12 protein-coding genes are annotated in these 12,884 nt (G+C 72.0%); 10 read left to right on the forward strand and 2 right to left on the reverse strand.

Annotated features, from left to right (window positions below):
• Positions 1-75: hypothetical protein (locus tag ACTIF1_RS22640; protein ID WP_216837025.1), on the forward strand; the 75-nt coding region annotated here is incomplete at its 5' end.
• Positions 76-142: 67 nt separating this feature from the next.
• Positions 143-2,308: a glycosyltransferase gene (locus ACTIF1_RS22645; protein ID WP_439598719.1), complete on the forward strand. Its 2,166-nt coding sequence runs from the start codon at positions 143-145 to the stop codon at positions 2,306-2,308.
• 22 nt (positions 2,309-2,330) lie between these two features.
• Here the strand turns inward: ACTIF1_RS22645 and rfaE1 are convergent, their stop codons facing one another.
• Both rfaE1 and ACTIF1_RS22655 read right to left on the reverse strand, forming a co-directional pair.
• On the reverse strand, positions 2,331-3,791 hold the full coding sequence (gene rfaE1, locus ACTIF1_RS22650) for a D-glycero-beta-D-manno-heptose-7-phosphate kinase (RefSeq protein WP_439598720.1): 1,461 nt from the start codon (positions 3,789-3,791) through the stop codon (positions 2,331-2,333).
• A gap of 133 nt (positions 3,792-3,924) precedes the next feature.
• A complete protein-coding gene (locus ACTIF1_RS22655) occupies positions 3,925-4,647 on the reverse strand; it encodes a metallophosphoesterase family protein (RefSeq protein ID WP_439598721.1) in 723 nt (240 codons plus the stop codon).
• A gap of 64 nt (positions 4,648-4,711) precedes the next feature.
• Here ACTIF1_RS22655 and ACTIF1_RS22660 point away from each other — a divergent pair, with 64 nt between their 5' ends.
• The 8 genes from ACTIF1_RS22660 (at position 4,712) to ACTIF1_RS22695 (ending at position 12,826) form a co-directional block, all read left to right on the forward strand.
• A complete protein-coding gene (locus ACTIF1_RS22660; protein WP_439598722.1) occupies positions 4,712-5,857 on the forward strand; it encodes a hypothetical protein in 1,146 nt (381 codons plus the stop codon).
• The gene (locus ACTIF1_RS22665) at positions 5,854-7,011 is read left to right on the forward strand and encodes a hypothetical protein (protein WP_439598723.1); all 1,158 of its coding nucleotides are present in this window, start codon (positions 5,854-5,856) and stop codon (positions 7,009-7,011) included. Before ACTIF1_RS22660 ends, ACTIF1_RS22665 begins: the two co-directional genes overlap by 4 nt.
• A 41-nt stretch (positions 7,012-7,052) precedes the next feature.
• Positions 7,053-8,345, forward strand: a complete 1,293-nt coding sequence (locus ACTIF1_RS22670) for a family 1 glycosylhydrolase (RefSeq protein ID WP_439598724.1) — start codon at positions 7,053-7,055, stop codon at positions 8,343-8,345.
• A gap of 41 nt (positions 8,346-8,386) precedes the next feature.
• Entirely contained in the window at positions 8,387-9,022 is a 636-nt protein-coding gene (locus ACTIF1_RS22675) for a histidine phosphatase family protein (protein WP_439598725.1), read from the forward strand.
• Between the two features lie 106 nt (positions 9,023-9,128).
• Positions 9,129-9,788, forward strand: coding sequence for a lipid-binding SYLF domain-containing protein (locus ACTIF1_RS22680; RefSeq protein WP_439598726.1), 660 nt, complete (start codon positions 9,129-9,131; stop codon positions 9,786-9,788).
• A gap of 142 nt (positions 9,789-9,930) precedes the next feature.
• Positions 9,931-10,875, forward strand: coding sequence for a glycosyltransferase family 2 protein (locus ACTIF1_RS22685; RefSeq protein ID WP_439598727.1), 945 nt, complete (start codon positions 9,931-9,933; stop codon positions 10,873-10,875).
• 142 nt (positions 10,876-11,017) lie between these two features.
• The gene (locus ACTIF1_RS22690) at positions 11,018-11,302 is read left to right on the forward strand and encodes an Hpt domain-containing protein (protein ID WP_439598728.1); all 285 of its coding nucleotides are present in this window, start codon (positions 11,018-11,020) and stop codon (positions 11,300-11,302) included.
• A 6-nt stretch (positions 11,303-11,308) separates the two neighbouring features.
• The gene (locus ACTIF1_RS22695; protein WP_439598729.1) at positions 11,309-12,826 is read left to right on the forward strand and encodes a sigma-54-dependent transcriptional regulator; all 1,518 of its coding nucleotides are present in this window, start codon (positions 11,309-11,311) and stop codon (positions 12,824-12,826) included.
• The last annotated feature ends 58 nt before the right edge of the window (positions 12,827-12,884 follow it).

Here is a 12,884-nt window from a genome sequence, read left to right on the forward strand (position 1 = left end):
ATCGAGGTGCAGTCGGGGTCCTATCTGGGCGAGGACGACATCGTGCGCCTGGAAGACACCTACGGCCGGGCCTGACCGGCGTGCCGTCCTGCCGAAGATGCGCTAGACCTGTCTGACGGCCCGGCAGGCAGGATCTTCAGGCATGGACGGTGTGCGGCGGAGCGAGGGTGCGGGCCTATTGGGGGAGGCGGATCGCAGGCGCGATGCGCGCGACTGGCGTGGCGCCGCCGAGGGCTACGCCGCCTGGCTGGCGCAGCACCCCGATGACTGGGGCATCTGGATCCAGCACGGCCATTGCGTGAAGGAACAGGGCGACCCGCTCGGCGCCGTCGCGTCCTACCGCCAGGCGGAGCGCGGCCTGCCGGAGGATGCCGATCTGCAGATCCAGATCGGCCACGCCCTGAAGCGGGCCGGCGACCGGGCCGGCGCGCGCATCGCCTATGCCCGCGCGCTCGATCTGACGCCGGACAGCGACCTCGCCTGGCGCGAGGTGGCGACCCTGCTGGCGGAGGGCGGGCTGGCGGAGGCGGCGGCGGCCGAAGGCGGCGGGCTGACCCTGGTGGGCGATCTTTCCGTGGTCTTCGACCTATCGGACCTGCTGTCCTGGTTCGGCAGCAACCGTGCCCCCTCCGGCATCCAGCGCGTCCAGATGGAGATCGTGGGCCCGGCGCTGCGGCCGGGGGTGGCGGCCTCCACCGTCCTGCTGGCCGTCTTCGATGCCGAAGCCGCGGCCTGGCGCGCCCTGCCGCGCGAAATCTTCCTGCGCCTGGCCGCCCTGGCCCGCGCCGGCGCCGATCCTCTCGACAGCCCCTGGCGGGAAGCGGTCGGCCTGGCGCGGGAAGCGGTGGCGGCGGCGCCGGAGCTCGTCTTCCCGCAGGGCGCCTGGCTGGTGAACCTCGGCTCCTCCTGGTGGCTGCCGGACTACAGCCTGGCGCTGCGCGCGGTGAAGGCGCGGCATGGGGTGCGCTACGCGCCGCTGGTGCATGACTGCGGGCCGCTGGTGGTGCCGGAGCACAATACCCCCGGGATGGTCGCGGAATTCGCGCGCTGGTTCGCCGGTCTCGGCGCCCATGCCGACCTGCTGCTGGCCGTCTCCGAGGCGACGCGGAAGGATATCGAGGCGCTGCGCCAGAAGCTGCTGCCCGGCCTGCCCACCCCACCGGTCTCCGTTCTGCGGCTGGATGCGCAGCCCCTGCGCGTGCCATCGGCCGCACGGCCGCATCCGGGCATCGCCGCGCTGGCGGGGCGGCCCTATGCCCTGTTCGTAGGCACGCTGGAATCGCGCAAGAACCACCTTTTCGTGCTGAACGCCTGGCTGGCGCTGATCCGCAAGCATGGCGCCGCGGCGCTGCCGCTGCTGGTGCTGGTCGGCCGCCCCGGCTATCTCTCCGACCCCGCGCTGGCGCTGCTGCGCAATGCGCCGGCGCTGCGCGAGGGGGTCCGGCTGCTGACCGATGTGCCGGATTCGGCGCTGGACGGGCTGTATGAGGGCGCGCTCTTCACCCTGTACAACTCCTTCCACGAGGGCTGGGGCCTGCCGGTGACGGAGGCGCTGTCGCATGGCAAGGCCGCCTTGGCCCCGGACCATAGCGGGTTGCTGGAAGCCGGCCTCGGCCTTGCGCTGCATTTCCGCCACCAGAGCGAGCCGGATTTCCTCGATTCGGTGGAGCGGCTGGTCTTCGACCCGGCCTTCCGCCAGGCACAGGAGGCGAAGGTACGCGCCGGGCTGAAGCTGCGCGCCTGGAAGCAGGTGACGGACGACCTCCTGTCGCGCCTCGCTGGCGCGCCCTCCGCCGCGCCCCCGGCGCCGCCGCCCGTTGCCCTTGGCACGGTGCACCGGCTGGCGGAAATCGCGGCGCCGCTGCCCGACCCCGCCATGGCGCTCGCCGACCTGCTGCGCGCGGGGGAGGGGTGGCATCGCGCCGAGGCCTGGGGCTGCTGGACCCGTCCCGGCCGCGCCCTGCTGCAATTGCCGGTGGCTGAGGCGCAGACCGGCACGCTCCGCCTGCACCTGATGCTGCGCGCCCCGGCGCGCGACCAACGCGTGACGCTCGCGGTCCGGGGCGCCGAACCCCTGGTGCTGGATCTGGCGGCCGGCGGACGCGCCGTGGCGGCGCTGGAGGTGTCCCCCCAGGGCCAGGTGATGGAACTCGCGATCGAGGCCGATGCCGCGCCGGAGACCACGGACCCGCGTGCGCGGGAGGTCGGCATCGGCGTGATATCCGTGATGGCCTGCGCGGCGGAGGATCTCGCGGCGCGCCTTGCCTATCTGGAGCGCCAGCGCTTCGTCTGGCCGGAGCCTGCGTAGCGGGTGCGCGGCCCGCGGCGCCTCAGCCCCGGATGCGGGCCACGGTGGCCGTGGTGCTCTGGCCCGGCAGCAGCGCCGCGAGGCGGACCTGGCCACCCCAGTCGGTGACCAGATCCGCGCCAACCACCTTGTCCACGGTATAGTCGGCGCCCTTCACCAGCACCTCGGGCCGCAGCAGGCGCAGCAGCTCCAGCGGCGTGTCCTCCTCGAAGACCGTCACCAGGTCGACCGAGGCAAGGGAGGCGAGCACGGCGGCGCGGGCGGCCTCGCCCTGGATCGGCCGGGCCTCGCCCTTCAGGCGCTTCACGCTGGAATCCGCATTGAGACCGACGACCAGCCGGTCGCACCAGGACCGCGCCTGTTCCAGCAGATGCACATGGCCTGGATGCAGCAGGTCGAAGCAGCCATTGGTGAAGCCGACGCGCCAGCCGCGCCGTCGCCAGCGTTCCACCTGCTCCACCGCCTGGGCGCGGGAGACCACCTTGCGCAGCGCGCCGCGCTCCGGAGTCATGGCCTCCAGCAGATCGCCCTCCCGCGCCACGGCGGTGCCGATCTTGCCGACGACGATTCCGGCCGCGATGTTCGACAGGCGGGCGGCGACCGGGACGGCGAGGCCGGCGGCAAGCCCGGCGGCGACCACCGCGACCACGGTATCGCCGGCGCCCGAGACATCGTGGACCTCCGGCGCCTCGGCCGGGAAGTGGCGGACGCCCTCGGCTTCCACCAGCGTCATGCCATCCTCGCTGCGGGTCACCAGGACGCCGCCAAAACCATGGTCGATGCGCAGCCGCTGGGCGGCGGCGACCAGCGCGGCCTCGGTATCCACCGGCATGCCGGTGGCCTGCTTCAGCTCGGCCCGGTTCGGCGTGATGAGGTCGGCGCCGGCATAGCGGGCATAGTCGATGCCCTTGGGGTCCACCACCACGCGGCGCCCGGCGCTGCGCGCGGCGGCGATCAGGCGCTGCGCCGTATCGCCGGACAGCACGCCCTTGTTGTAGTCGGACAGCACCATGACGGTGGTCGCGGCCACGGCATCGGCGGCGATGCGCACCAGCCGTTCCGCCAGGCGCGGATGGATCGGCCCGGCCATCTCGTGGTCGGCGCGCAGCAATTGCTGGCCGGCGGCGATGAAGCGGGTCTTGGTCGTGGTGGCGCGGCCGCCCTGCACCAGCAGCCAGGGCTCCACATTGGGCTGGCCGCCGATCAGCCCGGTCAGGTCGCTGCCGGCCTGGTCGTCGCCCACAACAGAGACGAAGGCCACGGCGGCGCCGAGGGCCGTGAGGTTGCGCACCACATTGCCGGCACCGCCAGGCATGGCGACCTCGCGTTCCACCGCCAGCACGGCGACGGGCGCTTCCGGGCTGACGCGCTCCACCTGGCCATAGACATAGCGGTCCAGCATGGCGTCGCCGACGACGAGGACGGAGGCCCGCTTGAGCAGGCGCACCGCCTCGGTCAGGTCGCCGACCGGGATTTCTGGCATGGGAAGGTCGGCGGGCGCGGGGCCTTGCATCGGCTTGGCGTAGCCCAATCGCCACATCCGGCGCAAGGCGCCCCCATCCGCACGGGGGCGAAATACGGCGCGGCAGGCGGCGCCGCGTAGCCGAAGCCTGTCTCTAGACCTGCAGGAAATCGACCCGCGCGCCCTGGAACACGCCGCAGGTCAGCGCCCCGCCGAAGACCGCGCCCGTGTCGAGTCCGATCCGGTGCGGCAGGATCTCGGGGCTCGCCGCCGGCGTATGGCCATGCACCACGACGGCCGGCAGCCCGCCTCGCCCGGACAGGAAGGGCTCCCGGATCCACAGCATGTCCATGCGTTGCTGCAGTTCCGGCGCAACCCCGGGGCGCAGCCCGGCATGGACGAAGACATAGCCGCCTGCGGCATGATGGCTGGGGCAGGATCGCAGCAGATCCAGATGCGCGGCCGGGATGCGCCCCCAGCTGCGGGCATCGCGTGGGCTGGCGCCGTAGCTTTCGAGCGTGGCGCCGCCCCCATTGGCCAGCCAGAGCTCGACCTCCTGCTTCGCCGCATCGGGCGCCAGCGCGTCCAGCATCATCTGGTCGTGATTGCCCATCAGGTTGATGATGGGCAGCCGCGCCGGCGGGGCTGCCAGAATCGCCAGCACACCGGCACTGTCCGGCCCGCGGTCCACGTAATCGCCAAGGTGGACCAGGCGCGGCCGGGCGATGGGGCGTGCGGCGAGATCGGCCAGGATCAGCCCGTGCAGCGCCGCCAGCTGGCGGGCACAGCCATGGCTGTCGCCCACCGCATAGATTCGCAGCCCCTCCGGCAGGAAAGCCTGCGTTGTCGCGCCCGGGATTAAGCGTTTGGCAGCCATTGCCGGCGGACTCTAGGCGGATGGGGGGCGACACCGCCATCCCGGCCCTCGCGGTTCCTGATCCATGCCAGAAGGCTTCGCCACCAAGGATGTCTCCGCCACGCCACAGCAGGCACCGCTGCTTGCGGTAATGCGGGAAGCCCTGCGCGCGCCTTCGGGGCGCGTCGCCCTGCGGGTGCCGGTGATGGCGCCGCATCGGCGGCGCGTGGCGCGGGCGCTGCTCCAGGAAGGCGCGCTGGTGGCGGGCGGCGTCGTGGCGGAGGGGCCGAACGAGGAATTGCTGCTGATCGGTGCCGAGGCCGGCCGCGCCGAACGGTTGCGCGGCCTGCTCGACCGGCTCCTGGGCGGGCAGGTGACGCGGATCTGGTCGCTGGAGCGGGATGCCGGCGCCCTGCTCGCCTATGCCGCGGAGGCCGGAACGCAGGGTGCCGCCGGCGCGGGGCCGGCCCTGGCGGGGCTGGATACCTGGCTGCGCAGCCTGCCGCTGACCCAGGTGGTGCGGCGGCAGATCGGGATGCGGGTCGATCCCGCCAGCGGCGCCTGCCGCCCGGCCTTCCTGCGGCTGTCGGTGGCCGCCGTGCCACTCGCGGCGCTGCTGGGAAGCCTGGGCGCGGATGCGGATCTGCTGGAACACGCCTCGCGCAGCCTGGCGGCGCGCCTGCTGCAGGCCATCGGCGACCCGGTGCAGGGCCGGGAGCTGATGGGGAGCGTCCTGCCCGGGCCACTGCATCTGCCGGTTCCGCCGGCGCCGATCAGCGGCCGGGGAGAGGGCGCGCAAGGTGGTGCGCGTGGCGGCCTGGTCGCAACCGTCGGTCTGGAAGTGGTCTCCGATCCCGCAGCCCTGGCTGCGCGGCGGGACAGCCTGGCCGGCCAGGGCTGGGGCCTGGAGTTGGATGGCCTTGGCGCCAGCGCGCTGCGCATCCTGGAGCTTGCGGCGCTGCCGGTGGACTGGCTGCGTCTGGTCTGGTCGCCCGCCATGGCGCATCCGGGGGTGGTGGAGGCGCTCGGCCGCGTCCCGCCCGAACGCCTTATCCTGTCGGGCGTCGAGGATCAGCTGGCGCTCGACTGGGGGCGGCGGCATGGCATTCTGCGCATGGAGGGCCGCTTCCTTGAGGCTGCGGCGGCGCCCGCGCGGCCGCCGGTCGCCGCGGCGGTGCTCGGCGCGGCGGCGCGGCAGGGCGGCACCAGCCCGCCCCGTCCAGCGGCATGAGGCCCGGGGAGGCAGAGCTCGAGCGCCGCCCGGGTGGCGTGCGCGCCGCGGCGGAGCTGGCTGCGCTGGTGCGGGAGAGTGTCGCCGCCAATGCGGTGCGGGAGGTGCTGCACCTGCGCCTGGCTGGCCTCGGCCCGGTCTCCCGCCGGCCGCAGCATCAGCGCCTGCTGCGGGATGCGCTGGAGCCGGTGATGGCCGCCGCGCGCACCCGCGTCTTCGACCTGCCGAATGGCGATGTGGTGGCGGTTGCCGCCCCGCCGGGGCTGGTGCTGGAAACCGCCCGGCTGGCCCTGCTGCGCGCGCTCGACCCCGCGGCCGCCGAGGCGGTGCAGGCGCTGCGGCTGCCGGCGGGTGCGGCGCAACTGCTGGCGGTCGCCGCCGAAAGCCTGGGCCTTTCGCAGGTGCCCGAGGCGCCGATCCACCCGGTCGATGCCGCGCCGATCAACAGCTTCGATCTGGCCATGGCGGAGCGCGCCCTGGCGCAGGCGGATGTCGAGGCGATGACGCTGGCACAGGGCGTCTGCCGGCTGGATCCCGAGGGGGAGCCGGCCGAGCCGCTCTGGGAGGATCGCCGCATCGCCTGGTCCAGCCTGGCGGCCGCCGTCCTGCCGGGTGTCGATATCACCGCCTGCTCCACCCTGCAGCGCCGGCTGGCCCGGCTGGCCGAACTGCGCATGCTGGCCGAGATCGGCCGCCCGGCCGCGCAACTCGGCTGGCGGCGGATCGGCCTGCCCGTGACGCCGGCGACCCTCGCCGCGCCCGGCTTCCTGAAATTCGACGAAAGCCTGCCGGCGGGGCGCCGCCAGGACATCACCCTGGCCTTCCGGCCCGCCGATATCCTGGCCGATCCGGGCGGTTTCACCACCGCGCGCGATTTCGCGCGCGGCAGGGGCTACAGGCTGGCGCTGGACGATGCGCCGGTCGAACTGCTGGCCATCCTGCCGCCGGAGCGGCTGGGCCTCGATCTGCTGCGGTTGCGGTGGTCCGCCGAGCTGCCGGTGGCGAGGTCCGACGCGCTGGAACGCGCGCTGGCGCGGCCAGAGGCCATCGTGCTGGTCGGCGTCGACCGGCCGGCCGCGATCGCCTGGGGCTGGGAGGTGGGGGTCCGCATCTTCCAGGGCGGCCTGGTCGAGCGGCGGCGGCGAAACGGCTGAGCCTGGCGTAACCGAGGCCCGCCTGCCGCGTTCCGGCTGGCATGACCGCACCACCCGCCTTCCTCTTCGCCACCGGCATCGAGAACAGCATTCCGCGCATCAAGGGCGGCCGCGTCCGGGTGGATGAGATGGCGCGCTGCGGCCACTACGAGCGATGGCGCGAGGATTTCGGCCTGGTGCAGGAGCTGGGCCTGTCCTTCCTGCGCTACGGGCCGCCGCTGCACACCACCCTGACCGGGCCGGGCCGGCACGACTGGGATTTCGCGGATGCGACCTTCGGCGAATTGCAGCGCCGCGACATCGTGCCGATCGTCGATCTCTGCCACTTCGGCGTGCCGGACTGGATCGGCGACTTCCAGAATCCGGATTTCCCAAGGCTTTTCGCGGCCTATGCGGGCGCCTTCGCGCGGCGGTTCCCCTGGGTCCAGCTCTATACCCCGGTCAATGAGATGTATATCTGCGCGCTCTTCTCCGCCCGCTATGGCTGGTGGAACGAGGAACTGCGCACCGACCGCAGCTTCGTCACCGCGCTGAAGCACATCGTGGCCGCCAATGTCCTGGCGATGCGCGCCATCCTGGAAGTCCGCCGCGACGCCATCTTCATCCAGAGCGAGAGCACGGAGTATTTCCATGCCGAAAGCCCGGATGCCATCGGGCCGGCGGAGCAGCGCAACCAGGAACGCTTCCTGTCGCTGGATCTGAACTACGGCCGGCGGGTGGACAGCGGCATGTACGAATACCTGCTGGACAACGGCATGACGCGTGAGGAGTACCACTTCTTCCTGTCGCAGAGCTCGTTGAAGCATCACTGCATCATGGGCAACGACTACTACTGGACGAACGAGCACCTGGTGATGCCGGATGGCGGCACCCGCGCCTCGGGCGAGGTCTTCGGCTATGCCGTGCTGACGCATCAGTATCACCAGCGCTATGCGCTGCCCGTCATGCACACGGAGACCAATATCCGCGACGACGGCCAGGGCGCGGCGGAACGCTGGCTGTGGAAGCAATGGGCCAATGTGCTGCGCGTGCGGAACGACGGCGTGCCGGTGGTCGGCTTCACCTGGTATTCGCTGACCGACCAGATGGACTGGGACACGGCGCTGCGGGAGGAGAATGGCCGCGTCGATCCGGTCGGGCTCTATGATCTGGATCGCAAGATCCGGCCGGTGGGCGAGGCCTTCAAGCGGCTGGTGGCGCAGTGGCGGGACGTGCTGCCGGCGCAGTCGCTCTGCCTGCAGGTGCCGGTGCTGATGCCGAGCGCCCATGGCATCGACGCACTGCCGGACGACTATTGGGCGCTGCAGGCCGCCCGTCGCGCCCGCGGCGAATAGGGCATCTTCCGGCACGGCCGCGTCCCCGCTAGACCGGCCCCGTGCAGATCACCCGGTTGTTCCTCGTCCGTCACGCGCTGGTGGAGCCCTCCGCCCGCGCCGTCGTCTATGGCAGCATGGATGTGGGGCTCTGCGAGCTGGCCCTGCAGCAGGAGGCCGCGGCCTACCGCTGGCTCGCCGCCCGGTTGCCGGAGGGGGCGCGCTGGGTGGTCACGCCGCTGTCGCGCACCCGCGCCACCGCGGCCGCGATCTTCGCGGCTGGCTATGCGCCCGCGGCGCTGGAGGTCGAGGCGGACCTGGCGGAACAGCATCTGGGCGAACTCCAGGGCCTTTCGCATGAGCGCTTCGCCGAGCTGCTCCGCCACCCGCCGCACCCCTTCTGGCCCCATGCGGGAGAGGAAAAGCCGCCCGGCGGGGAATCCTTCGCCGAGGTGGTTGAGCGGGTCGCCGCGGTTCTCAACCGGCTGGTGGAGGAGAGCGCGGGGCAGGACATCGTGATCGTCGCGCATGGCGGCTCGATCCGGGCCGCGATCGCCCAGGCAATGGGGCTGACGCCGCACCAGGCCCTGATCTTCTCCATCAAGAACCTCTCGCTGACCCGGCTGGAGCGGCATGGCGCCGATTGGCGGGTGGCGGCGGTGAACGAGGAACCCTTCACCGCGCCCTCGGGCGGCTGAACACCTGGCTCAAGCGCCCGGGCCGCTTCACCTTGGACACCCGAGTCGCGCCCATGTAGACTGTGCTGCGACATAGGGTTGCGGGGGGCTTTTCATGTTCCGTGGGATGATGCTCGCCATCGGGCTGCTGTTTGCCGTGCCTGCTGCGGCGCAGCAGGAAGAACAGGCGCTGGTCGACCGGGCGACGCTGGCGGTGCAGGAGCTGATGAGCAGCGGCGAACAGGCCGGGGATGCGGTCGGCTTCCTGCAGCGGGCACGCGCCGTGATGGTCTGCCCGCGCGTCTTCCGGGCCGGCTTCATCCTGGGCGGGGAGGGCGGGTCCTGCGTGCTGATCGGGCGCGACGGGGCCGGCTCCTGGTCCTCCCCGGCCTTCTACGGACTCGGCTCCGGCAGCTTCGGCCTGCAGATCGGCGTGCAGGATGCGATGGTGGCCATGATGATCATGACCGATCGCGGCCTGCAGGCGGTGATGGACAGCCAGTTCAAGATCGGCGCCGACGCCTCCCTCGCGCTGGCCACCATCGGCGGCGGCATCCAGGGCAGCACCACGGCTGCGGTCGGCGCGGATATCGTGGCAATCGCGAAGTCGCGCGGTCTGTTCGCGGGCGTGTCCCTCTCCGGCTCCGTGCTCTCCTACCGGCCGGACTCGGCGCGCAGCTATTACGGCCGCGAGTATTCGGCGCGGCAGATCGTGGTCGCGATGGAGGCGCATAACCCCGGATCCGACCCGCTGCGGGCCATGCTGCTGCGCTATGGAGCGCGGTGAATATCCCAGAAATTGAGATCATTCGTCCCGTTTGATGGGTCTGTGATCGCAAATTGCAACGCGATCTGCTGGAACGCGGGATGCAGGGAGGGCTTCAGGAGGCCGTTTTCCCGGCCGTCCGATGCAGATCGCGAGGCCCGACTTGTACGCACCGCCCCAGCTCAGCGTGGTGATCCCGGCGCATAACGCCCTGCGCTGGCTTCCCGGCGCCGTCGCCTCCCTGGGCCCGGCGGCGCAGATCGAGATCCTGGTGGTCGATGACCGGTCGGAGGACGGCACCGCCGACTACCTCCGCGGAATCGCCGCCAGTGACCGGCGGCTCCGGCCGCTCACCGCCACCGGCGCCGGCCCGGCTGCGGCGCGCAACCTGGGTCTGGCCGCGGCGCAGGCGCCGCTGGTGGCCTTCCTGGATGCCGATGACCGCTGGCGGCGCGGCAAGCTGGCGGCGCAGCTGGAACTGCATCGGCTCTACCCCGAGATCGGCTTCTCCTTCACCGACCATCGATGCTTCGCCGAGGATGGCACGGAGCTGCCGGGCGGCTTCGCCCGCTGCCCAAGCTTTGCTGCCCGCCACAGCATGCGGCGCGAGGCCTTCATGCTGGACCACGATGGGCAGGCAGCCATCTATGCTGAACCCTTGGTCGCCACCTCCACCGTGATGGCGCGCACGGCCCTGCTGCGGGCCGTCGGCGGATTCAATGAGCAGCTCCAGCGTTCCGAGGACTGGGACCTCTGGCTGCATCTCGCGGCCTGCGCCCCCGTGGGCTGCCTGCCGCGTCCCTTCGCCGATCGTCTGGTGCGCGCGGTCGATCCGGACGGGGCGGAGGGGCTGGCGCGGCGGCTGTCCCGCCGCCGCGTGGCGGATGCCTATGCCGACCCGGTCAGTCGGCTGGACGATGCCGCGCTGGCGCTGTGCCGGACCAGCCAGCTCGCGCTCGAGGCCGATGGTGCCGCCCTGGCTGGTCGGCGGGTACAGGCGGCGCTGCTGCGCCTGAGCGCCTTCGCCCAGCAGCCGAGCCGCAACATGGCGCGGGAGGCGGCCTGCGATCTCCTGGGGATCCGGGCCGCGGCGCAGCGGGTGCCCTGAGGGGCAGACGGAGCAACCTCTGCGCCTTCGACAGGCCAGATGCGTTGACCCCATGCCCATGCAGTGCGAGAGGTGGTTCGTGAGCGCAATAGATCCCGAAATCGCTGGCCAGCTTGCGTCGGACCTTCCACGCGAGGACTTCGTGCGCATCGTCCGGACCTTCGAGGAGGATCTCGGCCGCCTCGCGCGGCTCCTCGCATCGGCGGTCGCGGCCGGTGACGAGGAGGGCTACCGGCGCGCCGCCCATAGCCTGGCAGGCGCCGCCGCCGCCGTGGGGGCACGGCGCCTGGAGCAGGTGGCACGGATCGCGATGGACCATCGGAATCCCGCCGATCCCCAACTCCTCGCGCCACAGGTCCGGCAGGAGGCGGAAGCCGCGCTGGCCGAGCTGGCCGCGCTGGCCGAGCGCCCGCCCGGATCCCGCTAGCGCCCCATGGCCACGGCGGCCGCTCGGATCCTGATCGTCGAGGATACGCCGACCCAGGCCGAGGTGGCCCGTGCCCTGCTGCGCGACCTCGGGCATGACATTCGGCTGGCGGAAACCGGGGCCGAGGCCCTGGAGCAGGCCCTCTCCTGGCATCCCGACGCCATCATGATGGATCTGGAGCTGCCGGACTTCTCCGGCTTCGAGGCCATGCGTCGGTTGCGCGCGCAGGGCGTGGAGGCGGCCATCATCGTGGTCACCGCCCATGGCAGCGTGAACCATGCCGTGGAGGCGATGCGCGAGGGGGCCGTCGACTTCATCGTCAAGCCCTATGCCAAGACGCGGCTGACCGTGACGCTTCAGAATGCGCTGGAGAAGCGCGCGCTGGCGACCGAGCTGCGCGAGGTGAAGGCGCAGCTCACGCGGGAAAGCTACTTCGGCTTCATCGGTGCCTCGCCTGCCATGCAGGCCGTCTACCGCACCATCGAAAGCGTGGCCGCCAGCAAGGCCAATGTCTTCATCACGGGCGAGAGCGGCACCGGCAAGGAACTTGCAGCCGAGGCGGTGCACCAGGCCAGCCCCCGCCGCAACCGGCCCTTCATCGCGCTGAACTGCGCCGCGATCCCGCGTGACCTGCTGGAATCGGAAATCTTCGGCCATGTGAAGGGCGCCTTCACCGGCGCCACCGACAGCCGGCCCGGCGCCGCCAAGCTGGCCGATGGCGGCACCTTGTTCCTTGATGAGATCGGCGAGATGCCGCTCGAGATGCAGGTCAAGCTGCTGCGCTTCGTGCAGACCGGCAGCTTCCAGCCGGTCGGTGCCTCCCGCCCCGAGAAGGTGGATGTGCGGATCGTCTCCGCCACCAACCGCGACCCCTGGCTGGAGGTCGAGGCCGGCCGGTTCCGGGAGGATCTGTACTACCGGCTCTATGTCGTGCCGGTGGATATGCCGCCGCTGCGCGACCGCGGCGCGGATGTCCTGCTGATCGCGCGCCACTTCCTGGCCGCCTTCGCGCGGGAGGAGGGCAAGCGTTTCCGCGGCTTTGCGCGGGAGGCGGAGCAGGCCCTGGCCGCCTATCCCTGGCCGGGAAATGTGCGCCAGCTGCAGAATGTGGTGCGCAATATCGTGGTGCTGCACGATGGCGCGCGCGTGGAGCCCGGCATGCTGCCGCCGATGCTGCTGCGCAACGCCATCCGTCCCGCCGCGCCATCGGCGCCCGCGGAGCCATCGGTGCCCGCGGAGCCGGAGGCGGCGGAGTCGCAGCCTGCACCGCCCATCGCCGCGCCCGATTGGGCCTGGGCGCCGGAGCCCGCGGCCACGCCGCCGGCCAGCGCCCCCTGGCTGCCGCCGGCGGAGCCTGCGCCCTTCCTGCCGCTGGCGGAGGTGGAGAAGCACTATATTCTGGCCGCGCTCGATCACACGGCGCAGGACGTGCCCCGCGCCGCGGCGATGCTTGGCGTCAACCCTTCGACCATATACCGCAAGCTACAATCCTGGCGCGCGGAGGGAACCTCGGCGCGCCCGTGATCTTCACGGCAGGCTGGAGGTTGCCGCCAAGCGGCGCCACCGCCAGATGGCAGATGGT

Source organism: Falsiroseomonas sp. (genome assembly GCF_051860665.1).
Lineage (GTDB): Bacteria > Pseudomonadota > Alphaproteobacteria > Acetobacterales > Acetobacteraceae > Falsiroseomonas.